This is a genomic window from Curtobacterium sp. 9128 (assembly GCF_900086645.1).
In the GTDB taxonomy this organism is placed as follows: Bacteria; Actinomycetota; Actinomycetes; order Actinomycetales; family Microbacteriaceae; genus Curtobacterium.
This window is the reverse complement of the sequence record NZ_LT576451.1, coordinates 2,241,776-2,265,687: the sequence shown is the minus strand read 5'-3', so window position 1 is coordinate 2,265,687 and position 23,912 is coordinate 2,241,776. Positions and strand designations below refer to the sequence as shown.

The window sequence follows — 23,912 nt, the reverse complement described above, 5'->3', positions numbered from 1 at the left end:
TGGGCTCCGTCTCAGTGGGTGTGTGCGGGGGACGCTTCGGATCCGAACTTGAAGCCGAGGCGGCCGTGGGCGAAACCGCCGCCGGCGCGGATCGCGGTCGCGACCCATGCGGCCTCGGCGAGTTCGGCCTCGGTCGCGCCGGCCTGCACGGCGCGCTGCGAGTGCGCGTCGATGCAGTAGACGCACTGCGTGGTGATGCCGACCGCGACGGCGATGAGCTCGCGGAACTTCAGCGGGATCGCCCGGTCCTCTGCCTGGAACACGGCACCGTCGAACTGCGCGAACGCGGCGAGGATGTCGGGCGTCTCACGCTTGTAGACGGCGGTGTAGGTCTTGTCGTGCTCGCGGTCGAGGAAGTCGGTCATGGCTGCGACGCTATGGCGGCTCGCGCCGTTCAGCGACGGGTGTTGCGGTCCGTGACCGGGGGTTTCGTCACGTGACGTCGGCCGGCGGGGCGCGCGTCACGCGGCGTCACGCGGCGGGGCGGGGCGGGGCGGGGCGGCGGGGGCGGGGGCGGGCGGGCGGCGGGCCCGACTCGGAACGACAGCGCCGCTGTCGTACGACATCGGTCTTGTCGCTCCTGCGCGCCTGCAACAGTTGCACCCGCGGCCCACCGACAGGGTCGCTGTCGTACGACAGCGACTCTGTCGCCGGTTGCAGACGCAACGACAGGCGGACGGGAGGCACGGTGCGGGCCCGACCCGCGCCTCCAGTCCGGCGCAGGCGGACGGGAGGCACGGCGCGGGGCCGACCCGCGCCTCCCGTCCGGCGGTCACGCGGCGTGACGGCGCGCGGCCAGCCGGCCGCGCAAGGTCACGTCCTCGTACTCGCGGTGGAACACGCCGCGGCGCTGGAGGATCGGCACGAGCTCGTCCACGACGGTCTCGAGCCCCCGGGGGAACTCGTCGATCATCAGGTTGACGCCGTCCGCTGCGCCGGTGCGGTACCAGTCCTCGATTGTGTCCGCCGCCTGCTCCGGTGTGCCGACGACGATCCGCGCGCCGTACCCGCCGAAGCCCCGCAGGACGTCCCGGAGACTCGTGTTGTTCGCGCGGACCCAGCGGACGACGGTCTCGTGGTAGCCGAGCGACGGGCCGTACGTGACGGGGTCGACCTCTCGGTCGAGGATCGACGACGGAATGGGGGCCGCCGGGTCGAGACCGCTGAGGTCGGCGTCGAGGTGGGTCCCGAGCGCCCGGAGTGCGTACCCGTCCGGCGCCAGGGACTCGAGGTGGTCGAAGCGGGCGCGGGCCTCGGCCTCGGTGCTGCCGAGGACGAGCGAGAGCCCGGGGACGACCGTGACGTCGGAGGACTGCCGGCCGTACGTCGCGGCGGCGCGCTTCACGGCGCGGAGGTGCTCCCGGGCCGGCTCCGGGGTGAGCTCGACGGCGAAGACGCCCTCGGCGACCCGGGCGGCGAGGTCGCGGCCGTGCGGCGATCCCCCTGCTTGGAAGACGACCGGGTGCCCCTGCGCCGACGGTGGGACCCGGAGCACACCGTCGTGCGTGAGGAACTCGCCGCGGTGGTGCACGGTCGCCCCGGTGGCGGCGGAGGCCCACAACGCCTGGACGAGGTCGACGAACTCCCCTGCGCGGGCGTAGCGCTCCGGCCGATCGGGGTTCCGTGCGACGCCGAAGTTCGCGGACACCGAGGAGTCGTACGTCGTCACCGCGTTCCAGCCGACCCGTCCACCGGAGACGGTGTCGAGCGACAGCGTCCGTTCGGCGAGCTCCACCGGGTCGTTGTACGTCGTCGACGCGGTGCCGACGAGCCCGAGGTGCGTCGTCGCGCCGGCGATCACCCCGAGGGCGACGAACGGCTCGAGCAGCCCGTACGCCCGGACGTTCGGGTCGCTCCAGGCGGGGTGGTCGGCGAGGAAGACCATGTCGAGGAGGCCTCGCTCGGCGGTGCGCCCGAGGTCCTCCCAGAACGCCGCGGTGAGGAGGTCGGTGGCCGCGACGTCCTGGGTCCGCCATGCGGCCGGTCGCTGCCCGAAGCCCTGCAGGTTCACGCCGAGGACCAGGCCGGCGTCGGCGTCGCGGCTCATGCGGTGGTCGCCGGGCCGGGCTGCGCAGCGTCGGCCGGCAGAACGGGGGTCGCGGCGGAGAGGCGCAGGTCGGCGTCCGGCAGGTCCACGTCGTCCCAAACCGCGAGCACGGGTGAGCCACCAGGACGTGACGGCGTGGTCAACGGGCCACGCACGCGGTATCCGCCGGGGCCGCCGTCGTGGTCGAGCGGCCGCACGCGGTCGGTGTCCGCGAACACCCCGGTCGAGCGGTCCCCCACGATGCTGTCGAACGGCCACGTCGCCCAGAGACCGCGGACGACCCGTGCGAACTCGGCGGGGTCGTGCGAGCGTTCGTCGTCAGCAGCGGGATCGTGCGCGCCGGGGTCGTGGGCACCGACGAGCAGCCCCACGCGACCGCCGAGCACGTGGTCGAGGGAGAGCACCCGACGGGCGACGTTGTACGGGTGGTCCCGTGTCGGGGCGACGGCGATCAGGAACCGGTGCGCCGGCAGCGCACGGCCGAGGGCGAGCGCCGCCGACGTCGGGTCGACCCGTGGTCCGTCGGCGTGTTCCTGGACGAAGCGGTCCGCACCGAGGACGACCGTGTCCGCGTCGGTACGCCGGATCCGGTCCGCGATTCCGGCGATGCCTCCGGGCTCGTGGACCGCGGTCGCGAGGTCGGGGTCTGGCACGCGGATCGGCGATGCGACGCGTGTGCTGGTGTCCGTCATCTGTCCTCCGGGATCGGGAGCGGCCCGCCACCGTCGCCTCCCCAGCGCCGGGTGGCGGGCCGTTGCGGACGACCGTACGGGTCGCGACGAGCGCGCTGCTCGTGGGCGTCACCGCGTTGCGCGGGATGACGGGGCGTTACGCCTCGGCCGTCACAGCGCGACCGGGCGTTACGCGGACGTGGCGCCAGCGGTGGACGGGGCGGCGGCTGCCGTCGGGTCCCGGCGGTCGAGCGGGCTCGCGCCGTTCACCAGGTGGTCGCCGACGATCCGCCGCTTGTGCACGCGCGGGTTGTGCGACGACAGGGTGCGGGCGTTCCGCCAGTGCCGGTCCAGGCCGATCGCACGGAAGGTCCCCGACGACCCGAGGGCGTCGAACACCACGGTCGTCGCGTCCAGCACCGAGTCGGTCACGACGGTCTGCGCCTGGGCGACCGTGATCCAGCTCCGCTCCAGGAGCCCCGTCAGCGTCTCGTCCCCCGCCGGATCCGCCCCGGTTGCGCGCAGTTCGGCGTGGCGGTCGACGGTGTCGTCGATCGACCGGAGGCTCGCGACGAACGCCGCATCCGCCGCGTACACCCGCGCGGCGACGGTCCCGACGACACCGAGGAGCTCCGGGTCGTGGGTCGGGCGGGCCTCGGTTCCGTTGTGGTGTCCCCGGGCACGGGCGCGCAGGGCGGCGACACCGTCGCGGAGCGCCGCACGCCCGATGCCGACGAGGATCGCGTGCATGAAGGTCTGGTAGTACTGCTCCTGGTACGGGTACCGCGTGGCGAACGGGTGCACGCGCTCGTCCGGGACGTGCACGTCGGTGTACCGCACGCTGCCGCTGCCGGTGATGCGCTGCCCGAAGCCGTCCCAGTCGTCACCGACCACCACGTCGGGGTCCTCGGCGTCGACGAGCGCCACGACCTGCTCCCCCGCCTCGTCGATCGCCATCACCGTGATCCACCTGGCGTAGACGCTGCCCGTCGAGTAGAACTTCGCGCCGCTGATCCGCCAGCCGCCGTCCGGGTCCCGGCGCGCGGTCGTGGTGATGCGCTCCCCGGTGGCGTTCGGCGTCTCGCTCCAGCCGCCCCCGACGACCTCGCCGCCACCGAGCCGGGCGACGAGGTCCCGATCAGCGGCACCACCGTCCGCGTGCACGCGGTCCTCGACGAACGAGAAGTGGTTCCGCCACACGTGCGCCAGGTTCGGGTCCACCTCGGCGATCTCGGCGACGGCGCGGAACAGGTCGGACAGCCGAGCCCCGACGCCGCCCCAGTCCTCCGGGGTCCGCCACCGCGCGAACCCGGCCTCGACGAGCCACCCGAGCTGCTCCGTCGCGAGGCGCTCGTCACGCTCCCGCTCGAACGCGTCGAGCCCGATCCGCTCGATCACGGGCCGGAGCGGCGCGATGAGCTCGTCGTACCGGTCGTCTGCTGGGATCTCACTCGGGCACATGCGGCGCACGCTACCGACGACGCGCACTGCCGGACAGCGCTGCCGCAACCTCGTGCAACGCGACGAAACCGGGCGTCACACCTCGTCGCGGCGTAGCGTCGACGCGATGACCATCCACGACCTGACCGCGCCGTTCGCCGGACAGGGGCTGGTGCAGATCGGCGAGGTCCTGCTGGCGTTCGCCCTCGCGTCGCTCATCGGACTCGAACGGCAGCTCCGGTCGAAGAGCGCGGGCATCCGCACGCAGACCATCGTCGGCACGGCCTCTGCCCTGATGCTGCTGGTCAGCAAGTACGGCTTCAGCGACGTCCTGCTCGCCGGCCACGTCGTCCTCGACCCGTCGCGCGTCGCGGCCCAGATCGTCTCAGGCGTCGGGTTCCTCGGCGCCGGGCTGATCTTGACGCGCCGTGGAGCCGTCCGCGGGCTCACCACCGCGGCGTCCGTGTGGGAGACCGCGGCGATCGGCATGGCCGCCGGCACCGGACTCTGGCTGCTCGCCCTCGTCGTCACCGCCCTGCACTTCGTGGTGGTGTTCGGCTACACGGCACTCATCCGCGCGCTCCCCCGTTCAGCGGAGTCGTCGTTGACGCTCGACGTGCTGTACGACTCGGGCCGAGGCGTGCTGCCGAAGGTCCTGACGCTCGTCACCGCCAGCGGCTGGCACGTCGGCCGGCTCGTCCAGCAGGAGAGCGACCGTGACGAGACGACCTCGGTCCGGCTGGAGGTCACCGGACCGAGGGACTCCGGCATGCTGCTCGCACAGCTCGGCGAGGTCGACGGCGTCCGCGCGGTCGACCCCACCGCGGCCGACGACCTGGAGTGACCCGCTGCCATGATTGACGGATGCCCTCGTTCTTCCTGACCCACGCCGAGGTCGTCGTCGATCCCGCTGCGCCGATCGAGTCGTGGCACCTGTCCGACACCGGCCGGGCCCGCGCCGCTGCTGCACACCGACACGCCTGGCGTCCCGGCACGGCACGGATCGTATCGAGCGAGGAGCGCAAGGCCCTCGAGACCGCCGACCTCCTCGCCCGGGCCGTCGGCCGGGCCACGACGGTCGACCCGCTGCTCGGCGAGATCGACCGGAGCGCGACCGGCTACCTGCCGCCGTCGGAGTTCGAACTGGTCGTCGACGCCTTCTTCGCCCGCCCCGCCGAGTCGGTCCGGGGATGGGAGCGCGCGGTCGACGCGCAGGCCCGCATCGTCGATGCCGTCCGCGGGCACACCGCGGACGGGGCCGACGTCACGATCGTCTCGCACGGCGCGGTCGGCGCGCTCCTCCTCGCGGACCTCATGGGGGCGGCGATCACCAGGGACCTCGACCAGCCGGGCATGGGCAGCGTCTTCACGTTCGATCCGCGCGCGTGGCGCGCGACGTCCGGCTGGACGCGCGTGACGCCCTGACGGTGCCCACCCACCGGACTGGAGGCTCCCCCACGGCCCGCCCCGCGCCTCCAGTCCGACCGGTGGTCGGTTCCCCCCGTGCCCACGTCGCGAGCCTACGGTCGCGGCCCTGCCGGCAGCGTGCTGGTCCGGTCGGATGTGTCCGGAGACCCACTCAGGTGTCCGCCGACCCGCTCAGGCCGGGAGCTGCTCGCCCGCCTCGACCGCGACGTCGAGCCGGTTCTCGGCCGGTGGCAGCGGGCAGGTGGCGTGCGCCGTGTAGGCGCACGGCAGGTTCGTCGCGCGGTTGAAGTCGATGCGGGTGCGGCCCTCGGCATCAGGGGCGTCGATGTCGAGGCTCCGGTTCGCCGCGTACGTCGTGACGCCGCTCGTCCGGTCGGTGAACAGCACGTGCAACCCGTCGCCGTGCCCGTTGAACGCCAGGAGCGTCCGCGGCCCGTCGAGGTCGAACGACAGGGTCCCCGGTGCGGCGTACACGTGCTGGAGTCCGTCGACGACGGAGCCGACCGTGACCTCGCGTGGCTCGTCGAACGGGGTGAAGCGGGCGTCGACGACGAAGCGCTCGTCCGGTGCGTACGCCGGTGTGCCGCGGTACCCGGTGCGGATCGGGCTCGACGGGTGCCTCGGGCGGACGATGTCGCTGCCGCCACGGCGGGCCACCTCGACGACGGTCGTCTCGTCGTCGGTGCGCCACACCACGGTGATGGACGAGCGCTCCGCGAGCGGCCCGAACCGGTACGTGCCCGTGACGACGGCGCCGTCGATCTCGAGCGACTCCCCGTCCGCGAGCGCCACGACGGGGCCGTCCTCACTCGTCGACCACACGCCGGGGGCGTCGTCGAAGCGCTCGGGCGTCCACGTCAGCCAGCGGATGCTCGTGACGGCAAGGAAGCCGTGCTCGTCGGCGCGAGCGGCCTCGTGCGCGTCGTGCCACGCACGCCAGTCGGCTGCGAACGCGGTCTCGATCGTCGTGGTCATGCTCCAGACGCTACGTCGTCCCGGGCCGCGCGGCGACCCGTCCGACATCCGGCGTCACCGGCGGCGGCTGCCAGCGGCCAGGGCCAGCACCGCCCCGACCGCGCCGACGACGAGCAGCGGGCGCGTGACGCGCCGTCGCTTCGCGACCCACCCGCCGTCGGTGGCGTTGCCGGACTCGGCCGGCTGCCACAGGTTGCCGTCGGTGGGCTCGCCCTTCCCGCGCAGCGCGAAGGTCTCCACCATCGGTCCCGTGATCGCGTGGAACAGGCCGGGGAAGACGTACTGCAGCGGCACGAGCGACGCCTGGATCCGTCCGACGAACCGGTACCGCTTCGGATGGGCCGCTGCACGCAGCACGGCCCGCCCTGCCCGCTCGACGGACACCGTCGGCGGCAGCGGGTGGGAGCGTTTGCCCGTGTAGTTGGCGCCGTTCTGGTAGATCGGCGTGTCGATCGTCGAGGGCATCAGCGTGGTGAACTCGATGCCGGTGTGGGCGAACTCGTCGCCGAGCACGTCGACCAGTCCGAGCGCCGCGTGCTTGCTCGTCACGTACGCGGACTGGTACGGCGCGGACAACAGCGACTGGATGCTCCCGACGAAGACGTAGGTCCCGCGGCCACGCTGCCGCCAGTGCGGCAGGAGGTGCGTGATCGCGTTGAGGTGCCCGTACAGGTTGGTGTCGACGACCCGCTTGAACGACTCGGTGGGGGTCTGCTCGAACAGGCCGTAGACGAACAGGCCGGCGTTCCCGACGAAGACGTCGATCCGTCCGAACCGGCTCGTGACGGTGCCCACGAGGTCCGCCACCTGCTGCTCGTCCGCGACGTCCGTCGTGATCGCGAGGGCCTCGGCACCCAACCGTCGGCACTCCTCCGCGGCGGCCTCGAGACTCTCGTGGCTGCGCGCAGCGAGGACCACCGTCGCGCCCGCTCGTGCGAACTCGTGTGCCGCCGCTCGCCCGATGCCGCTCGAGGCTCCGGTGACGACGACGACCTGACCGCGGAATCGATGTGCCATGTGCCCGTTCGTACGCGCACGGCGCTGTCCATCGACCGTACGGGCCGTCCCCCGGTAGCGTGAGGTCGGCAGGGTCGAGGAGGTCACGTGCACGGCGACGCAGTGGACACACTGGGCATCGACAGTGTGTGGTTCGACCCGCTCTGGCGCATCGAGGTCCGGCTGACGCCCCTCGAACGGACGCTCCTCACGACGTGGCCGGTCCGGCGGCTCGCGTTCATCGCCCACGCGGGCGCGGCGTCGATCACCACGACGCAGACGTACACGCGCCTCGAGCACTCGCTCGGGGTCCTCGCCCTCGTGGCGCACTTCGCCCCGGACGACGCGCTCGCCCGGGTCACCGGTCTGCTGCACGACGTCGGGCACCTGCCGTTCAGCCACACGCTCGAGGGGCTCGGCGGCCTCGACCACCACACGCTCGGTCGCGCGGCGGTCCGCGGGCTCGCCGACGTGCTGCACGACGGCGGCTTCGACCCGGAGGCCGTGATCAGCACGGACGACGGCGCACTGCCGTCCCCGCTGACGAACCGGAGCGGTGGCCTGAAGCTCGACCACCTCGACTCCTTCCTGCGCAGTGGTCAGGCGCACGGCCGGACGACCTCGCCGCCCGCTGAGCTCCTCGGCCGGCTGCGGCTCGTCGACGGCACCGTCGACACCGACGCCGCGACCGCCGCTGCGGTGGTGGACCTCGCGGTGCGCGAGGCCCGGGCGCAGCGGTCCGAGGCGAACATCGTCCCGAACGTCGTGCTCCGGTCGCTGGTGACGCGCGTGCTCGACGCGGGGACGCTCACCCCCTCCGTGTTCGCCGGGCTGACCGACGACGAGCTCTGGGCGGTGCTGCTCGCCGACCCGGCCACGGTCGACGAGGCCGTCGAACTCCGTCGGAACCCGGAGCACTGGCAGTTCGCCGACGGACACACCCCGGCGTCGGACGACGCCCTCGCCCATGTGGTCCGACGGACCTACCTGGACCTGCCGACCGTCGACGGCGCGGTCATCACGAGCGAGGACGTCACCGACTTGCAGCGCGGGATCCCCCTCGACCTCGCCGTGCAGCGCACCCGTGTGCCGAGTGCGCTCCGGAGTGGGACGATGACGTCATGACCGGTCCCGGGAGCACGAGCGACGGGCTGTCCCTGGACGAGGCAGCCGCGATCGCCGAACACGCGCGCGAGGGCCGTCTCGACATGGACGACCCGCAGATCCGGCAGCTCGTCGGCGAGGCGAACCGGATGATGGTCCGCACGCAGATGTGGGGCGAGCAGCCGGCGACGCCGAGGCGGCGCTGGAAGCGACGCGGCCTCGCGATCGGCGCCGCCGCCATCGTCGCGATCTGGGTGATCGGCCTGCTGGGCCCGCTCCTCCTCCGCCTCGGCGTCTGAGACGGACGCTTCCGCGACCGTCTACCAGGGGTGGGCGATGTCGCGGGCCCGAGCCGGGCCTCCCGTCCGGACCTGCCGCACCGCGGGGACGACGGGACCGGCCGGGGCGGACGTGAGCAGCACGGCACACGCCGCGCCGCGGGCGACGACGTCCTCACCGAGCGCCGTGAACGCCACCGCTGGCGCGCGACGCGAACCCAGGCGTTCGAAGAGCCGCGCGTGCAGTGCGTCGAGGAGGGTCGCGCCGCCGGCGAGTGCTGCGCTCCCGCCGACGACCACGCGCTGCACGTCGAGGAGCTCGACGACGTGGACGAGCGCCGAACCGAGCGCCGCGCCGGCCTCGGCGAGGAGCGGCCGAGCCGCAGGCAGCGCGCACAGCTGTTCGAACGCGGCCCGGACCGACGCCGGGTCCTCGGCGACCGGTGGGAGCAACCCGGCGCCCACCCCGCGCCGGACCTGCTGGAGGGGCTGACAGGCCTCCCAGAGCTCGGTCCAGCCGCCGTGCGCGTGCACGGGGATGCCGCCGAACTCCCCCGCGTTGCCGGTGCCGCCTCGGACGACCTCGCCACCGACCACGATGCCCGCTCCGACGCCGTACCCGAGGTACACCGACACCAGGTCCTCGGTCGACCGCGCCGTCCACCACTCGGCGAGGGCGCTCGCGACGACGTCCTTCTCGATGCGGACGGGGAACCCGGTGCGCTCCGCGAGTTCGGCGGCGATCGGGACGCCGGACCACGAGGCGAGCTGCACGGGAGCGCCGAGCGCCGCGCGGTCCTGCTCGATGGGGCCGGGTGCCGCGACACCGATGCCGGCCACGCGCGCGCGGTCGATCCCAGCGGCTGTCACGAGGTGGTCGACCGCACCGGCCATCGCGTCGAGCGTCGACGAGGGATCGTCGACGTCGGCCGCGCCGAGGTGCTGCTCGGCGACGAGCCCGCCTGCGAGGTCCAGGAGCACCACGGAGACCTGCGCGGGGTCGAGGTGGATGCCGACGGCGAACCGACCGTCCGGCGCGAGTTCGAGCCGACGGCCGGCGACCGGGCCGGCGACCCGGACCGCCGCGCCGGTCTCCCGGACCGCCGCGCCGGTCTCCCGGACCGCCGCGCCGGTCTCCCGGACCGCCGCGCCGGTCTCCCGGACCGCTGCGCCGGTCTCCCGGACCAGGCCGTCGGCGAGGAGTCGGGCCGCGATGTTCGACACGGTCTGGGCGGTCAGTGCCGTCCTGGTGGTCAGCGCCGAACGTGTCACGGGACCGTCGCGACGCACGACGTCGAGCACCACGGCGCGGTTGTGCGCCGCGATGTGGGTCGCGTTCTGCCCTGCAGACATCTCAGCGATCCGGTGCTTGACGAAGCTCGTGCATGGTCCCTAGCATTCCTGACCAAGCGAATTTGTCAATCAATTGGATTGAACCGATCCGGACGGGCAGATCGCCGAGTGACCACACCGAGGTGGTCGCGCCCGTCGTCACACCGGTGTGCGACGGGAACCCGAAGGGACGCCCGTGACGACGACCGCTCGCCCGGCCACCACAGCGCGACCCGCTCCACCGACCGAGCGCACCGGTCGACGAGCGGGGAAGAAACACCCCTGGACCGCAGCGGAGAAGCGACGCCTCCGCATCGGTATCGCCTTCATCTCCCCGTGGATCGTCGGGGTCCTCGTGTTCATCGCGTACCCGCTGATCTACTCCTTCGTGATCAGCCTGACGCGGTACTCCGGCATGAACGCCGCGACCTTCGTCGGGTTCGGCAACTACATCGCCGCGTTCATCGACCCGCTCGTCCACACCGCCGTGGGCAACACGTTGTTCTACGCGGTGATCGCGGTGCCCGTCGGCATCGTCGTGGCGATCGTGATCGCGCTGGCGATGAACCAGGACGTCAAGGAGATCAGCTGGTACCGGACGGCGCTGTACATCCCGTCCCTCATCCCGACCTTCGCCCTTGCATTCATCTTCGTCGTGCTCGTCAACCCGCAGACCGGCATCGTGAACCAGGCGATGAAGCTCGTCGGGATCCCGGCGACGAACCTGCTCGGCGACCCGACGACCGCGAAGCTCGTGATCGTCGCGCTGGCGCAGATGGGTGCTGGCAACGCGGCGCTGGTGTTCCTCGCCGGCATGCGCGGCATCCCGAAGACCCTGTACGAAGCAGCACGCGTCGACGGCGCCGGTCCGGTGCGGCAGTTCTTCGCACTGACGCTGCCGCTGATCTCCCCCGCGATCCTGTTCAACCTCATCACGGGGATCAGCAACGGCCTGCAGGTGTTCACCGAGGCGTACGTGATCTCGTCCGGCACCGGCGGACTCGGGTCCCCGGACAACGGGACGTTGTTCTACATGCTCTACCTCTACAAGAACGCGTTCAGCTACGCGCAGCTCGGGTTCGCGAGTGCGATGGCCGTGCTCCTGTTCCTCGCCGGGATGATCCTCTCCGGACTCGTCTACTGGCTGTCCAAGCGGTTCGTGAACTACGACGTGAGCGGGGAGTGACGCCATGACGATGCAGAAGGACCGAGTGTCCACCGAGACGTCGTCGATCGAGGACGTCCGCCCCAAGGACCGCAGGAACGCCCGCGCGGACCGCTCCAGGAACGCCGACGGCTCCGTCCGCTCCCCGTGGTCGTCGATCGGCGCTCGCGTGGTGCTCATCGCGATGAGCCTGCTGTTCCTGATCCCCATCTACTGGATGGTGATCTCCGCGCTGAAGAGCAACAGCGAGCTCGGCGCGTTCCCCCCGACCTGGTTCCCGCAGTGGCTGGACTGGTCGAACTTCGGCGAGGCCGTGAACGCGATGCCGTTCTTCACGTTCTTCCGGAACACGCTGATCATCACCGTGCTCGTGACGCTGTTCTCGATGGTGTCGAACCTGGTCATCGCCTACGGGTTCTCGTGCATCGAGTGGCGTGGCCGGGACCGGATGTTCTACGTCGTGCTCGCGACGCTGTTCATCCCGTTCCCGGTGACGCTCATCCCGATGTTCGACCTGTACGCGCGGCTCGGCTGGATCAACACCTTCCTGCCGCTCGTCGTCCCGAGCCTGTTCGGGTCCGCGTTCTACGTGTTCCTCCTCCGGCAGTTCCTGCTGCAGATCCCGAAGGACCTGCTCGACGCCGCACGCATGGACGGCGCGTCCGAGTGGCGCATCCTCTGGCGGATCGTGTTCCCGCAGGCCAAGGCCGCGCTCGTCACGGTCGGCATCTTCGCCGCGGTGGGTGCCTGGAACGACTTCCTCGGGCCCCTCATCTACCTGCAGGACGAGAACGTGCAGACCCTGTCGATCGGCCTCCAGGTGTTCCGCCTGAACAACAGCGCGGACTTCCAGTTCAACCAGCTGATGGCGGCATCGATCCTCATCATCCTGCCGCTCGTCATCCTGTTCTTCTTCTTCCAGCGGACCTTCCTCAAGGGCATCCAGATCGGGAGCTTCAAGTGAACGCGCGACACAACGGCGCCGCCTTCGACCGCCGGACCTTCCTCCGCGCCGCCGCCGCGACGGGCGGTGCTGGTGCCCTCGCGTTGCTCGCCGCCGGGTGCGCGACGGGCGGTGCCGGCAGCAACCCGAACTCGGTCTCGATCTGGGGCGTCACGGGCACCTTCGTGCCGTTCCAGACCAAGGTCATCAACCAGTTCAAGCAGCTGCACCCGGAGATCGACGTCCGCGTCAACCAGGTGCCCTCGCAGGGCACCGGCGACGCCACCAGCGTCATCACGGCCGTCCGCGGTGGGACAGCTCCCGACCTGTGGCTCCTCGACCGGTTCAGCGCGGCGCAGTACGCGGCGATCGGGCTCATCGAGCCGATCGACGAGCTGATCGCCGAGTTCGAGGACGTCTCCAAGGAGGAGTTCCTGTCCTCCTGGCTCGGGTTCACCGTCGGCGAGCTGACCTACCAGGGCAAGACGTACGGCCTGCCGCACGACACCGACGCCCGCGGGATGTTCGTGAACCGCACGATGCTCCGCGACGCCGGGCTCGACCTCGACGAGTTCGACTGGGAGCAGAACGGCCCGGTGACGATGGACCGGATGGCCGAGGTCAGCGACAAGCTCACGAAGAAGGAGGGCGGCAACTACAGCAAGATGGGCCTCCTCCCCTGGTACGGCGAGGGCTGGCCGTTCACGTGGGGCCTCGGACTCGGGGCGTCGTACTTCGACCAGGCCGACTCGCAGATGACGATGGACTCCGGCAGCGTCAAGAAGATCTACGAGTTCTACGACGAGTGGGCGCAGCGCTACGGCTACCGTGCCGCCGACACGTTCATCGCCACGTACGAGCCCACGGGACACCCGCCGGGGCAGACCGCGTTCCTGGCGAATCGCATGGCGTTCATGGTCAGCGTTCCCTCGACGATCCAGACGTTCGACAACTACGGGCCGAAGGACCTCGACTGGAGTGTCGCGTACCTGCCGACCCAGGCCGCCGGTGACGACAAGTACACCTGGTCCGGCGGCTTCGCGCTCTGCCTGCCGAAGGGCTCCAAGAAGAACAAGGCCGTGTGGGAGCTGATGAAGTACTTCACCGGCAAGCGCGGCCAGGAGACCTACATGGTCCCCGCCACGAGCGTCCCGTCGAACATCGCCGCGCTGAAGGACCCGAAGGGCTCCGCGAAGTCGATCCGCTTCTTCGTCGAGTCGATGCCCGACTCCACCTGCCGCCCGCCCCTGCCCGTCGGTGGCGCCTGGTGGGACTCGCTCGCCGACGCCAGGTCGAGCGTGCTCCTCGGCACCGCGTCGCCGCAGGAGGCGGTCGAGCGCGCACAGGCGCGGGTCAACCCGATGATGCAGACCTACTCCCCGTTCAAGCTGCCCAAGGACTACGACAAGGTCCGGGTCTAGCTTCCCCGGGCCGGATCACGCACCACCATCACGAAAGGCAACCATGCCCAGCACCACCACCCCGATCCGCGTCGCCGTCCTCGGCTTCTGGCACGTCCACGCCGGTGACTACGCCCGCCAGACCGTCGAGCACCCGGGGACCGAGCTCGTCGCCGTGTGGGACGACGACGTCGCCCGTGGGCGCGAGGGCGCCGAACAGTTCGGTGTCGAGTTCACCGACGACCTCGACGCGCTGCTCGCCCGCGACGACATCGACGCCGTCACGATCACGACGTCGACCGACGTGCACCGCGACGTGATCACGCGCGCCGCCCGGGCCGGCAAGCACGTCTTCACCGAGAAGCTGCTCGCCCCGACGGTGGAGGAGTGCGAGGAGATCATCGCGACCTGCGACGCCGCCGGCGTCAAGCTGATCGTCTCGCTCCCCCGGCTGTACCACGGGTACACGCAGGCGATCCTCGAGGAGATCCGGTCCGGCCGCCTCGGCGAGGTCAACCACGCCCGCGTCCGCCTGTCGCACGACGGCGCGGTCCGGCCGTGGCTGCCGGAGCGCTTCTTCGATCCGTCGACCGCGATCGGCGGCGCGTTGACCGACCTCGGCTGCCATCCGGTGTACCTCACGCAGCTGTTCCTCGGCGCCCGCCCGGACTCGGTCGAGGCCGTCTACCGCTCCGTCACCGGCCGCGCCGTCGAGGACCACGCGGTCGTCACGGTCGGCTACGCCTCCCAGGCGATCGGCATCATCGAGGCCGGCTTCGTCGCGGGCACCCCGTTCACGATCGACGTGGCGGGCACCGGCGGATGGCTCGCGTTCTCCGACCAGGAGGCCCGGCTCACCGCCGGCGGGTCGGCGTACGGCGACGAGCCGGTCACCATACCGGTCCCCGAGGACGGTCAGGACGCCTTCGGACAGTGGGTGGACCACATCACCTCCGGCACGCGTGCCGACGACAACATCGCCCGCGCCGTCGAGCTCACGAGGCTCGTCGTCGCCGCGAACGCCGCTGCGCGCATCCCCGTCGCGGCCTGACCGGCCGCGCGACCGACCGACACCAGCAACCCAGCACGAAACCAGGAGTCACCATGTCCAACGACACCATCCGCGTCGGACTCATCGGCGGCGGCGGCATCGCGTCCGCACACATCGCCGGCTACGCCCAGCACCCGGACCTCATCCGCATCGCCGCGGTGGCCGATGCGTTCGCGTCGACCGCCGAGGCCCGCGGCGCCGAGCTCGGCGTGCCCCACTTCACCGACTACCAGGAGATGCTCGACCGCGCCGACATCGACGCCGTCGACATCTGCCTGCCGCACCACCTGCACCGCGACGCGATCGTCGCCGCGGCACGGGCCGGCAAGCACGTCCTCTGCGAGAAGCCGCTCTGCCTCACCCCGGAGGAAGCGCGCGACGTGCAGGCCGCCGTGAGCGAGGCGGGCGTCACGCTGATGTGCGCGCACAACCAGCTCTTCATGCCGGCGGTCGCGAAGGCGAAGGAGCTCATCGAGACCGGCGTCCTCGGCACCGTGTACGAGGTCCGCACGACGGACAGCTTCCGCAACGACTTCGACCCGGAGAACATGGGCTGGCGTGCACACGCGTCGAAGAGCGGCGGCGGCGAGCTCATCGACACCGGCTACCACCCGAGCTACCTGCTCATGCACCTCGCCGGTGGTGTCCCCGTCCAGGCGACGGCGCTGCTCTCGACCCACCGCCTGACGTTCATGGAGGGCGAGGACTCGGCGCAGGCCTTGTTCCGCTTCGACAACGGCGCCGTCGGCCAGCTCGTCACGAGCTGGGCGTACGAGCCGGCCGCCGGCACCGAGCGCTTCAGCGCCGTCGGTGAGCTCGGCTCGCTGACGAGCGACGGCACCACGCTCCGCTGGGACCTGCTCGACGGCACCAGCGAGACCGTGACCTACGAGGACGTGGACACGTTCGCGGCGGAGATCGGCGCGTTCGGCGCGTGCTTGCGCGACGGCACGCGTCCGATCCACACCGAGCGGGAGGGCATCGCCGTGCTCGGCATGATCCTGGCGGCGTACGAGGGCGCCCACAGCGGCACGATCGCGTCGGTGCTCCAGGTGGAGCCGGTCTCCGCGTGATCCTCGACGACGAGACCACCTCGGTGCTCCGGGCCGCCGCTGACGCGGTCCGGGGCACCGCCGGTGTCGGTGTCGGCGACCGGGTCGAGGAAGCCCTCACCCGCACGCTGACCGACACCATCACCCTCGACGACGACGGCACCGCCTTCGTCATCACCGGCGACATCCCCGCGATGTGGCTCCGCGACTCGACGACGCAGATGCTCCCGTACCTGCGCTTCGCCGCCGACTCCCCCGCGATCGCCGACGTCCTGACCGGGGTCGTCCGGCGGCAGTTCCGGTGCATCGACCACGATCCCTACGCCAACGCCTTCAACCGCTCGGCCACCGGCGCGCACCACGATGACCGGGACCTCTGCGACGACCCGTCGGTGTGGGAGCAGAAGTACGAGGTCGACAGCCTCGCCTACCCGGTCCAGTTCGCCCACCGGCTGTGGACCGCGACCGGTCGCACCGACCTGTTCGACGAGCGCGCCCACCGGGTCTTCCGCACGATCGTGGACCAGTGGCGCGCCGAACAGGACCACGACGCGTCCGCGTACCGGTTCGTCCGGGACGTCGGGATCGCGACCGAGACGCTCGACCGCGACGGCCGCGGCACCCCGGTCGCCGTCACGGGCATGACCTGGTGCGGGTTCCGGCCGTCGGACGACGCGTGCACGTACGGCTACAACGTCCCGGAGAACCTGCACGCCGCGCAGGCACTGCTCGACCTCGCCGAGATCGCCCGCGACGTGTACGGCGACGAGCGGCTCGCCGACGACGCCGACGCACTGCGGTCGGCCGTCCTCGACGGGGTGCGTCGGCACGGCATCGTCGAGCACGACGGCGAACAGGTCTACGCGTACGAGGTCGACGGGCTCGGCGGCGCCGTGCTCATGGACGACGCGAACATGCCGTCACTGCTCTCACTGCCGTCCGACGCGCCCGACGTCATCGACCCCGAGGTCACCGCCGCGACCCGACGCCTGGTGCTGTCACCAGCGAACCCGTACTGGTTCAGCGGAACGGCGGCCGAGGGCATCGGGAGCCAGCACACCGAGCCGAACCGGGTGTGGCCGATCGCGCTCTGCGTCGAGGGCATCACCGGGACACCGGAGCGCCGACGGGAGCTCCTCGCCGTGCTGCTCGCGACGGACGCCGGGACCGGGCGCATGCACGAGTCGTTCGACGTGGACGACCCCGCCGCGTTCTCACGGGAGTGGTTCTCGTGGGCCGACGCGATGTTCTGCGAGCTCGCGCTGACCGTCGCGGACGACCTCAGTGGTCGCGAAGCGCCTCGATCAACTCGCTCTTCCGCTTCGACGAGTACCCGGTGAGTCCGAGCTCCTTCGCACGCTTCCGGAGATCCGCGACGGTCCAGTCGTCGTAGGAGCCGGACTCCCCGCCCTTCTTCCCGACCGCCCGCTTGCCCTTCGCGGCCGCGGCGTTGCTGATCCGCGCGGACTTCTCCTTCGAGTTGCCCGCTGCGCGGAGTTCCTCGTACATCTCGGGGTTCTTCACGCCCCGCATCTGCTGGTTCGGCATGGCCGAGACCGTACGCCGCCGAGCCTCAGTGCTTCTCGGACGGAGTCCTGTCGAGCGTCCGACGAATCCGGATCACGCACGCTCCTGACCACCTCTCAGGGGTCGGCGGGTTCGGTGGGTGCATGCCGCACGACCAGTACGAACCAGCTGACCCACGCACCCGCTACCCCGACGTGTCGCCCGAGCCGCAGACGCAACCCGAGCCGGGTCTGCAGTCCCGGATGACGCCCGTCCCGGACCTCGGCGAGGACACCTACCGCGGGACCGGCCGCCTCGCCGGCCGCAAAGCGCTCATCACCGGCGCCGACTCCGGCATCGGCGGCGCCGTCGCGATCGCGTTCGCCCGCGAGGGCGCCGACATCGCACTCGCCTACCTGCCGGAGGAGCAGGAGGACGCCGACCACGTCATCGAGCAGGTCCGCGCCGCCGGACGCACCGCTGTCGCGATCCCCGGTGACCTCCGCGACCGCGAGTACGCCGGACGTCTCGTCGCCGAGGCGGTCGAGGGGCTCGGCGGCATCGACGCGCTCGTCAGCGTCGCGGGCAAGCAGGTCTGGCAGCCCGACCTGCTCGACATCACCGACGAGCAGTTCGAGGCCACGTTCGACGTGAACGTGTTCGGGTTGTTCCGGCTCGTGAAGGCTGCGCTCCCCCACCTGCACCCGGGATCGACGATCACCACGACGGCGTCGATGGAGGCGTACAAGCCCGCACCCGACCGGCTCGACTACGCGGCGACGAAGGGCGCGATCAACAACTTCTCGAAGGGCCTCTCGCAGGCACTCATCGAGCAGGGCATCCGCGTGAACGTCGTCGCGCCCGGTCCCACCTGGTCGGTGCTGCAGGTCACGAGCGGCGTCGACCCCGAGACCCTGCCGGAGTTCGGCAGCAGCGAGTCGCCGATGGGCCGCGCGGGTCAGCCCGCCGAGCTCGCGCCCGCGTACGTGTTCCTGGCGTCGCACGAGTCGAGCTTCGTCGCCGGCGAGACGCTCAACGTGAACGGCGGCATGGTCACGCCCTGACGAAGGGCCGTGTCGGACGGTCTCAGCGGCTGTCGCGCTCGTACCGCGCCGTGTACACGAGGAACGTGATGTGCCCGAGCAGCGCGATCCCGAAGAACACCAGTGCGACGGCCCACACCCGGTCCAGGCTGCCGTCGCCGACGAAGAGCATCACGATGCACGCGATGACCGCCGCGGAGAGCAGACCGACCTGCACGGTCGACCAGGTCTTGCGCCAGCGGGGCTGCTGCGGCTGTGGGTTCACGAGACACCATCTTGCCGCACCGCGCGTGGCTCGACCTGGACACCGGACGTGCGCGCGGCTCGCGACGCGACCACGGGACGGACGGGAGGCTCGGTGCGGGCGCGCACCGAGCCTCCCGTCCGGCGGTGCGCACGTTCAGTGCCGCGGCCCGGCCGCCGGAGCGGAGACGAGTCCGACCAGGGCCGCCAGTGCGAACGCCGTCACCGCGCCGGCGACGCCGATCACGGCGCCGGCCGCGGCGGCACCCAGGGCCTGCCCGAGCACCAGGGTGACGAAGAGCATCGAGGTCCCCGCCGACGCACGATCCGGGTCGATCTCGGTCGTCCAGGCGATCAGCGCCCCGGTCGCCGCGGTGTAGCCCCACCCGAACACCAGGCAGGCGACGAGCGCGACCGGGACGGTACCGGGCACCACGGCGAGCGCGAGGGACCCGACCACGACCGCGGTCACGCTGATCGCCCAGAGCCGCGCGGGTCGCATGCCGCCCGTCCACCGGCTCGTGACGACGACCGCAGCACCTCCGAGGCCGAGGGCGATCCAGGCGGTGATGGAGGCCTCCCGATCGACACCGGCGTCGACCAGGACGGATCGGCCGTAGTTCCAGACCGCGGCGGAGCCGGCGCCGAGCAGCAGTGCCGCGAGGAGGAGTCGACGGTGCGCGACGAACCACGACCCCGTCGGTCGTCCTGCTCGGTCCACTCGTTCCGTCGTGTCGGCGTGACCGCGTTCCGTCGTGTCGTCGTGACCGCGGTGGTCGGTGAGGAGCACGGCGGCCCCGGCCAGCACGGAACAGGCCGCGGCGACGAACCAGGCGGTGCGCCACTCGGGCAGGACCGCGAGTGCGAGGAGCCCGGCGGCGACGAGCCCGGGTCCGGTCCCCGCGTTCACGACCGCCTGCGCGCGAGGCACCCGATCCGGTGCCGTGTTCCGCGCGACCAGCCGGACGAGCGCCGGCGATGCAGCGCCCGCGCCCGTCGAGCTCAGGACCGCCGCGACGCCGAAGGTGGTCGCGTCGTGGCTCCACGCCATCCCGGCGGCACCGACCGCCGCGGTGCTCGCGGCCAGGACCACGAGCGAGCGCGGGTGCCTCGTCGCCGCGAGGAACCCGATCACCGCCCCGACGCAGTACATGGTCGACGCCCCAGCGGAGATCCACCCGGCGAGCGCCGCGCCGAGCCCCAGGTCCGCCTGCACGTCCGGCAGCACCAGGCCGTAGGCGAGGCGGACGAGCCCGTAGGTCACCGCGACGAGGGCTGTGCCGGCGACGGCGAGCCCGGTTCCTTTCGAAAACGATCGTTTCACTTTTCGGAGTCTAGGGTGCTGACATGGCCATGCGTGCGGGAACCGAGCAGAAGCTCCTCGACGCCGCCGAGGACCTGTTCTTCACGCACGGCATCGCGGCGACCTCGGTGGACGCGGTCCTGGAGCGTGCAGGGGTCTCGTCAGCGACGCTCTACCGGGGGTACCCGAGCAAGGAGGCGCTCGTCGCCGCGACCCTCGAGCGGCGCCGGCTGGACTGGGAGGCGACGTGGACTGCCGCGGTCGAGCGGCAGACCGGTGATCGTTGCCGGCTCCTGGCGGTCTTCGACGCACTCGACGACTACCGCACCCGCTCGGCGGCGTCACGGTGGTGCGCGTTCCTCGGCACCGCGTCCGAGTACGCCGATGCGCCGTCGGAGATCCGCGTCGTGCTCGATGCCGAGTCGTCGGGCCTCCGCACGCGGCTCACGGAGCTGGCGGTGCCCCTCGTGGGTGATGGGGCAGGGACGCTCGGTGAGCAGTTGACGCTCGTCGTCTCCGGCGCGCTCGCCATGCGCCTCCGGGACGCCGATGCCGACACCGGTGTGGCGCGGGCGGTCGCGTCGAGCCTGTTCGACGGGCACGGCATCGAGTGACGCGGACGTGGGCCTCCTGGCAGCATGGCCGGCATGAGGCTCACCGCGGATGCCCACGTGCACAGCGAATGGTCGTGGGACGCCGCGACCGACCCGGCGTCCGTCGGGCTGATGGAGCGCACGTGTGCTCGGGCCGTCCGGATCGGTCTGCCCGCGCTCGTCTTCACCGAGCACCTGGACTTCGAGGACCGATGGCGGGTCGAACCAGGGGACATGGGCGACCACGCGGAGGCGTTGGTCGACGAGACGAACCAGGTGCGCCTGCCGCCCTTCGACCTCGACGGCTACCTCGAGTCGATCGACCGGTGCCGCCGGGCGTTCCCCGCGCTCCGGATCCTGACCGGAGTGGAGTTCGGGCAGCCGCACGTCTGGGACGCGGCGGCGGCCGACGTGCTCCGGTCGGGGACGATCGACCGGGTCAACGGGTCGTTGCACATGCTGCCGTTCACCGACGGTGACCGGACCGAGCCCGTCACGCTCTACCACCGTCGCGATCCCGACGAGGTGATGTGGGCCTACCTCGACGAGATCCCCCGCATGGTCGCCGGCTCGGACTCGTTCGAGGTCTTCACCCACATCGACTACGCGGTGCGCTCGTGGCCGTCGGAGTCGGCCGGGCCGTTCGACCCGCGGCGGTTCGAGGAGGGCTTCCGGGCGGCGATGCGCGCGATCGCCGGGTCGGGTCGCGCGCTGGAGATGAACACCAGGCGGCTCTGGCCGTGGATCCCGGAGTGGTGGCGCGACGAGGGCGGTCGCGCCGTGACGTTCGGGAGCGACTCGCACGCGGAGGGGACGCTCGGGGCGCACTTCCCGGAGGCGATGGCGATGCTCGAGCACTTCGGGTTCCGGGAAGGGACACGACCAGAGGATCCCTGGACTCTCCGCTAGCCGACCGTCCCGTCAGGCCTCGCCGGACTCCCGCGCCGCCCGGAGGATCCACGTCCGGAACTCGACTGCGAAGTGCTCCAGGTGCTGCTCCACCACGTCGGGTGCGCACGTCACCGGGAGGGTGACCGACAGGCGGACCGTGAAGCCGTCGTGCTCGTCCTCGAAGACGTTCGCGATCGAGCCGACGACCGTGCCGTCGGCCAGGAGCATGTGCGAGCGGCGGCCAGCTGGGACGTCGTCGATGCTGTCCACCCATGGCCGCATGAAGAACGAGCAGACCTGGTCGTCGAGCGTCTCGACGATGTTCACGAGCCGACCGGGTTCGGCGTGGATCGCGTAGTGCTCCGGGTGGCCCGCGAGCATGACGTCCTCCCGTGCGAATGCGGCGCCGAGCCACCGGCCGAACGCCGCGGCGGTCATGCCGGATGCGCGGAGGGTGGTCGTGCCGGTCGTCTCCGCCCCGGCCGATCGGGTGAGGTGGTCCCGGAGGAACACCTCGCCCTCGGCGATCTCTTCCTCGAGGAGCTCGAGGAGTCCGTCGCGGCCGACCTTCCGTTTGAGGAGCTCGAGCGCCCGGCGGGCGGAGAACAGCTCGTACCCGTCGATCGTGACGTCGGTGTCCTCGCCCGCCAGGCGGACCGTCGCGGCGGTCACCGGGCGGTCCGGACGGGGAGCTGGAGGTACGAGGCACGTTCGCCACCGGTGTGCACGACGTGCGTCCCCGCGTTCGCGCCGACGTACTCGCGGATCGCAGGCATGAGCGTGCCGAGGAGGTTGCGGGAGCTCACGACGAACCGCAGCTGCTCGCCGGCGTGGAAGCGCAAACCGATCGGCGACAGGTCGATCTCGATCTCGGCGATCTCGCCCGGGGTGAGCTTCTCGACGCGATCGAAGGTGTGCGCGGGCACGTCGACCGTCGTCAGCTGCTCGTCGAGGTGCCGGGCGGACACACGGAGCCGTCCGTCGGAGCCCTTGTAGCGGAGGATCGTCGCGCCGTGGTCGGTGAGGTCATGGGCCATCGCGCCCTGGTTCGGCACAGTGAAGGCCTGCAGCGGAGTCCCCCAGCGGTCCAGCTTCTGGACGAGGACGAACAGGTCCATGTCGTCGGCGCCACGTGCTTCGACGAACAGGTGTGCCTTGGGGTAGCCGACCAGGACGGTCTCCTCGTCGAAACGGCTGAGGAACGAGACGGCGTCCGGGTTCGCGGCGACCGCGTACGACACCTCAGTCGCGCCCGACGGCGCGGTGGTCGCGAGCGTCCGGGTGCTCGCGTCGAGGAAGTACTTCGTCGACGTGGCATCCGCCGGCGGGAACGAGTCCGCGGGGACCGCCACCTCGTCGCCGCCCTCGAGGTCGAGGACCGAGTACCGGACGGTCGGCGTGGTCTCCCACCCGTTGTCCGCTCCCTTCAGGAAGTGGTCGAAGAACCGGCGGAGGTCCTCCACGTTCGCCTCGTCGTAGTAGTCCGGCCATTCCTGGCTGTTGTGGATCCGGAGCCACTTCTCGGTGCTCGCCATACGCCGCCAGGCACGGAACGTCCCCGCGGTGTGCAGGGTGTTCGAGTAGCTGGCCACGACGTACGCGGGCACGGTGATCTTCTCGAAGTCGGGGATCTTCTGCTCCCACAGCTCGGTCATCAGCGGGAAGGCGTCGACCTCGGCGAGGACGTTCTCCTTCTGGCCGTTCCCGAAGAAGCTGCCCTCCTGGAGTTGCCGCGCGAACCCGGTGTCGGGCATGCCGCCGCGCATCACGAGGTCGCGGTAGACGTCGCTGACGCCTTCCCACGGGTTGATCGCGACGAGGTGCGGGGGCTGCTCGGCGGCGGTGAACCACTGCGACACGGCGAGGTAGCTCGTGCCGCTCATCCCGACCTTGCCGTCGCACCACTCCTGCTCGGCGAGCCACTCGATCACGTCGTACGCGTCCCGACCGTCTTGACGATCCCAGAGGACGCTGTCACCCTCGGACTGGTCGATGCCTCGGTGGTCGACGTTGCAGATCGCGTAGCCCCGCTCGACCCAGTAGGCCGGGTCTGCTCCCTCGAACTTCTCCAGCCCGGACACCGTGCTGTTCGGCAGTCCGACGAGTCCGAAGACCCCCATCACGCTGATCGACGTCCCCTGCGCCTTGCCGTAGGGGCTCCAGGCGACGATCACCGGCACCGGTTCGGTGCCGACCGGGCGGAACACGTCGAGGTGGATCGTCGTGCCGTCGCGCAGTCGCATCGCGACGTCCTTGTCGAACACGGTCTCCACCGTCAGCGGCCGGAACTGCGGCGCGACCCGGAACCCGGCCTCGAGCGTGCGGGTACCGGGCTCGAACGGCGTGAGGACACCGGTGCGCGCTGCGGGCAGCGGCGTGGAGGGGACGTACTTCGTCTGGTCGGCCATCGTGTGCTCCTTCGTCCTGGAGTCCTTCGCGGGCTCGTCGTCG

General features: G+C 71.4%; 25 protein-coding genes. 13 read left to right on the top strand and 12 right to left on the bottom strand.

Translation table 11 applies throughout. The features are described 5' to 3' along the window. Positions 1-11: 11 nt before the first annotated feature. The 4 genes from QK288_RS10925 to QK288_RS10910 form a co-directional block, all read right to left on the bottom strand. On the bottom strand, positions 12-365 hold the full coding sequence (locus QK288_RS10925; RefSeq protein WP_281264339.1) for a carboxymuconolactone decarboxylase family protein: 354 nt from the start codon (positions 363-365) through the stop codon (positions 12-14). Positions 366-772: 407 nt separating this feature from the next. After that, positions 773-2,047, bottom strand: coding sequence for an NtaA/DmoA family FMN-dependent monooxygenase (locus QK288_RS10920; RefSeq protein WP_281264338.1), 1,275 nt, complete (start codon positions 2,045-2,047; stop codon positions 773-775). Further along, positions 2,044-2,739 carry an LLM class flavin-dependent oxidoreductase gene (locus QK288_RS10915; RefSeq protein ID WP_281264337.1) on the bottom strand — a complete coding sequence of 232 codons (696 nt, stop codon included), beginning with the start codon at positions 2,737-2,739 and terminating at the stop codon, positions 2,044-2,046. The genes QK288_RS10920 and QK288_RS10915 overlap by 4 nt, the downstream gene beginning before the upstream one ends. Positions 2,740-2,907: 168 nt before the next feature. Continuing rightward, entirely contained in the window at positions 2,908-4,179 is a 1,272-nt protein-coding gene (locus QK288_RS10910; RefSeq protein ID WP_281264336.1) for an acyl-CoA dehydrogenase family protein, read from the bottom strand. Between the two features lie 106 nt (positions 4,180-4,285). On the opposite strand from QK288_RS10910, the gene QK288_RS10905 reads away from it, so the two are divergent. Together QK288_RS10905 and QK288_RS10900 are read left to right on the top strand one after the other, a co-directional pair. Further along, the gene (locus QK288_RS10905; protein ID WP_281264335.1) at positions 4,286-5,002 is read left to right on the top strand and encodes an MgtC/SapB family protein; all 717 of its coding nucleotides are present in this window, start codon (positions 4,286-4,288) and stop codon (positions 5,000-5,002) included. 20 nt (positions 5,003-5,022) lie between these two features. Next, the gene (locus QK288_RS10900) at positions 5,023-5,583 is read left to right on the top strand and encodes a histidine phosphatase family protein (RefSeq protein WP_281264334.1); all 561 of its coding nucleotides are present in this window, start codon (positions 5,023-5,025) and stop codon (positions 5,581-5,583) included. Between the two features lie 174 nt (positions 5,584-5,757). Here the strand turns inward: QK288_RS10900 and QK288_RS10895 are convergent, their stop codons facing one another. Then, positions 5,758-6,561, bottom strand: a complete 804-nt coding sequence (locus tag QK288_RS10895; RefSeq protein WP_281264333.1) for a DUF1684 domain-containing protein — start codon at positions 6,559-6,561, stop codon at positions 5,758-5,760. Positions 6,562-6,615: 54 nt separating this feature from the next. Next, complete coding sequence (locus tag QK288_RS10890; protein WP_281264332.1) at positions 6,616-7,578, bottom strand: SDR family NAD(P)-dependent oxidoreductase; 963 nt, start codon at positions 7,576-7,578, stop codon at positions 6,616-6,618. 87 nt (positions 7,579-7,665) lie between these two features. On the opposite strand from QK288_RS10890, the gene QK288_RS10885 reads away from it, so the two are divergent. Beyond that, a complete protein-coding gene (locus QK288_RS10885; protein WP_281264331.1) occupies positions 7,666-8,682 on the top strand; it encodes an HD domain-containing protein in 1,017 nt (338 codons plus the stop codon). After that, a complete protein-coding gene (locus QK288_RS10880) occupies positions 8,679-8,960 on the top strand; it encodes a hypothetical protein (RefSeq protein WP_281264330.1) in 282 nt (93 codons plus the stop codon). Before QK288_RS10885 ends, QK288_RS10880 begins: the two co-directional genes overlap by 4 nt. Before the next feature lie 21 nt (positions 8,961-8,981). On the opposite strand, the gene QK288_RS10875 is transcribed toward QK288_RS10880, so the two are convergent. Beyond that, the gene (locus QK288_RS10875; RefSeq protein WP_281264329.1) at positions 8,982-10,292 is read right to left on the bottom strand and encodes an ROK family transcriptional regulator; all 1,311 of its coding nucleotides are present in this window, start codon (positions 10,290-10,292) and stop codon (positions 8,982-8,984) included. 175 nt (positions 10,293-10,467) lie between these two features. On the opposite strand from QK288_RS10875, the gene QK288_RS10870 reads away from it, so the two are divergent. The 6 genes from QK288_RS10870 to QK288_RS10845 are packed head-to-tail and all read left to right on the top strand — an operon-like array spanning position 10,468 to position 17,222. Beyond that, positions 10,468-11,457, top strand: a complete 990-nt coding sequence (locus QK288_RS10870) for a sugar ABC transporter permease (RefSeq protein WP_281264328.1) — start codon at positions 10,468-10,470, stop codon at positions 11,455-11,457. Between the two features lie 4 nt (positions 11,458-11,461). Next, a complete protein-coding gene (locus tag QK288_RS10865; protein ID WP_281264327.1) occupies positions 11,462-12,400 on the top strand; it encodes a carbohydrate ABC transporter permease in 939 nt (312 codons plus the stop codon). Next, the gene (locus QK288_RS10860) at positions 12,397-13,800 is read left to right on the top strand and encodes an ABC transporter substrate-binding protein (RefSeq protein WP_281264326.1); all 1,404 of its coding nucleotides are present in this window, start codon (positions 12,397-12,399) and stop codon (positions 13,798-13,800) included. Before QK288_RS10865 ends, QK288_RS10860 begins: the two co-directional genes overlap by 4 nt. Positions 13,801-13,843: 43 nt before the next feature. Then, positions 13,844-14,830: a Gfo/Idh/MocA family oxidoreductase gene (locus tag QK288_RS10855; RefSeq protein ID WP_281264325.1), complete on the top strand. Its 987-nt coding sequence runs from the start codon at positions 13,844-13,846 to the stop codon at positions 14,828-14,830. A 53-nt stretch (positions 14,831-14,883) separates the two neighbouring features. Further along, positions 14,884-15,903, top strand: a complete 1,020-nt coding sequence (locus QK288_RS10850; RefSeq protein WP_281264324.1) for a Gfo/Idh/MocA family oxidoreductase — start codon at positions 14,884-14,886, stop codon at positions 15,901-15,903. Continuing rightward, a complete protein-coding gene (locus tag QK288_RS10845; protein ID WP_281264323.1) occupies positions 15,900-17,222 on the top strand; it encodes a glycoside hydrolase family 125 protein in 1,323 nt (440 codons plus the stop codon). The genes QK288_RS10850 and QK288_RS10845 overlap by 4 nt, the downstream gene beginning before the upstream one ends. Here QK288_RS10845 and QK288_RS10840 read toward each other — a convergent pair. Next, positions 17,164-17,430, bottom strand: coding sequence for a Rho termination factor N-terminal domain-containing protein (locus tag QK288_RS10840; RefSeq protein WP_281264322.1), 267 nt, complete (start codon positions 17,428-17,430; stop codon positions 17,164-17,166). The genes QK288_RS10845 and QK288_RS10840 overlap by 59 nt on opposite strands. Before the next feature lie 122 nt (positions 17,431-17,552). Here QK288_RS10840 and QK288_RS10835 point away from each other — a divergent pair, with 122 nt between their 5' ends. Continuing rightward, positions 17,553-18,452 carry an SDR family oxidoreductase gene (locus QK288_RS10835; protein WP_281264321.1) on the top strand — a complete coding sequence of 300 codons (900 nt, stop codon included), beginning with the start codon at positions 17,553-17,555 and terminating at the stop codon, positions 18,450-18,452. A 22-nt stretch (positions 18,453-18,474) separates the two neighbouring features. Here the strand turns inward: QK288_RS10835 and QK288_RS10830 are convergent, their stop codons facing one another. Then, the gene (locus QK288_RS10830; protein WP_281264320.1) at positions 18,475-18,696 is read right to left on the bottom strand and encodes a hypothetical protein; all 222 of its coding nucleotides are present in this window, start codon (positions 18,694-18,696) and stop codon (positions 18,475-18,477) included. Between the two features lie 135 nt (positions 18,697-18,831). Continuing rightward, on the bottom strand, positions 18,832-19,998 hold the full coding sequence (locus QK288_RS10825; protein ID WP_281264319.1) for an MFS transporter: 1,167 nt from the start codon (positions 19,996-19,998) through the stop codon (positions 18,832-18,834). A 23-nt stretch (positions 19,999-20,021) separates the two neighbouring features. Here QK288_RS10825 and QK288_RS10820 point away from each other — a divergent pair, with 23 nt between their 5' ends. After that, entirely contained in the window at positions 20,022-20,591 is a 570-nt protein-coding gene (locus tag QK288_RS10820) for a TetR/AcrR family transcriptional regulator (protein WP_281264318.1), read from the top strand. 33 nt (positions 20,592-20,624) lie between these two features. After that, entirely contained in the window at positions 20,625-21,479 is an 855-nt protein-coding gene (locus QK288_RS10815) for a PHP domain-containing protein (protein WP_281264317.1), read from the top strand. A gap of 12 nt (positions 21,480-21,491) precedes the next feature. On the opposite strand, the gene QK288_RS10810 is transcribed toward QK288_RS10815, so the two are convergent. Beyond that, complete coding sequence (locus QK288_RS10810; protein WP_281264316.1) at positions 21,492-22,133, bottom strand: hypothetical protein; 642 nt, start codon at positions 22,131-22,133, stop codon at positions 21,492-21,494. Then, the gene (locus QK288_RS10805) at positions 22,130-23,869 is read right to left on the bottom strand and encodes a CocE/NonD family hydrolase (RefSeq protein WP_281264315.1); all 1,740 of its coding nucleotides are present in this window, start codon (positions 23,867-23,869) and stop codon (positions 22,130-22,132) included. Before QK288_RS10805 ends, QK288_RS10810 begins: the two co-directional genes overlap by 4 nt. Positions 23,870-23,912 lie beyond the last annotated feature (43 nt).

Excerpts from the sequence above, each read along its gene's own strand:
- QK288_RS10920 (WP_281264338.1), bottom strand. The coding sequence starts at position 2,047 with ATGAGCCGCGACGCCGACGCCGGCCTGGTCCTCGGCGTGAACCTGCAG.
- QK288_RS10820 (WP_281264318.1), top strand. The coding sequence starts at position 20,022 with ATGGCCATGCGTGCGGGAACCGAGCAGAAGCTCCTCGACGCCGCCGAG.
- QK288_RS10880 (WP_281264330.1), top strand. The coding sequence starts at position 8,679 with ATGACCGGTCCCGGGAGCACGAGCGACGGGCTGTCCCTGGACGAGGCA.
- QK288_RS10835 (WP_281264321.1), top strand. The coding sequence starts at position 17,553 with ATGCCGCACGACCAGTACGAACCAGCTGACCCACGCACCCGCTACCCC.
- QK288_RS10850 (WP_281264324.1), top strand. The coding sequence starts at position 14,884 with ATGTCCAACGACACCATCCGCGTCGGACTCATCGGCGGCGGCGGCATC.
- QK288_RS10815 (WP_281264317.1), top strand. The coding sequence starts at position 20,625 with ATGAGGCTCACCGCGGATGCCCACGTGCACAGCGAATGGTCGTGGGAC.
- QK288_RS10875 (WP_281264329.1), bottom strand. The coding sequence starts at position 10,292 with ATGTCTGCAGGGCAGAACGCGACCCACATCGCGGCGCACAACCGCGCC.
- QK288_RS10900 (WP_281264334.1), top strand. The coding sequence starts at position 5,023 with ATGCCCTCGTTCTTCCTGACCCACGCCGAGGTCGTCGTCGATCCCGCT.
- QK288_RS10915 (WP_281264337.1), bottom strand. The coding sequence starts at position 2,739 with ATGACGGACACCAGCACACGCGTCGCATCGCCGATCCGCGTGCCAGAC.
- QK288_RS10890 (WP_281264332.1), bottom strand. The coding sequence starts at position 7,578 with ATGGCACATCGATTCCGCGGTCAGGTCGTCGTCGTCACCGGAGCCTCG.
- QK288_RS10855 (WP_281264325.1), top strand. The coding sequence starts at position 13,844 with ATGCCCAGCACCACCACCCCGATCCGCGTCGCCGTCCTCGGCTTCTGG.
- QK288_RS10925 (WP_281264339.1), bottom strand. The coding sequence starts at position 365 with ATGACCGACTTCCTCGACCGCGAGCACGACAAGACCTACACCGCCGTC.
- QK288_RS10805 (WP_281264315.1), bottom strand. The coding sequence starts at position 23,869 with ATGGCCGACCAGACGAAGTACGTCCCCTCCACGCCGCTGCCCGCAGCG.
- QK288_RS10865 (WP_281264327.1), top strand. The coding sequence starts at position 11,462 with ATGACGATGCAGAAGGACCGAGTGTCCACCGAGACGTCGTCGATCGAG.
- QK288_RS10910 (WP_281264336.1), bottom strand. The coding sequence starts at position 4,179 with ATGTGCCCGAGTGAGATCCCAGCAGACGACCGGTACGACGAGCTCATC.
- QK288_RS10905 (WP_281264335.1), top strand. The coding sequence starts at position 4,286 with ATGACCATCCACGACCTGACCGCGCCGTTCGCCGGACAGGGGCTGGTG.
- QK288_RS10840 (WP_281264322.1), bottom strand. The coding sequence starts at position 17,430 with ATGCCGAACCAGCAGATGCGGGGCGTGAAGAACCCCGAGATGTACGAG.
- QK288_RS10895 (WP_281264333.1), bottom strand. The coding sequence starts at position 6,561 with ATGACCACGACGATCGAGACCGCGTTCGCAGCCGACTGGCGTGCGTGG.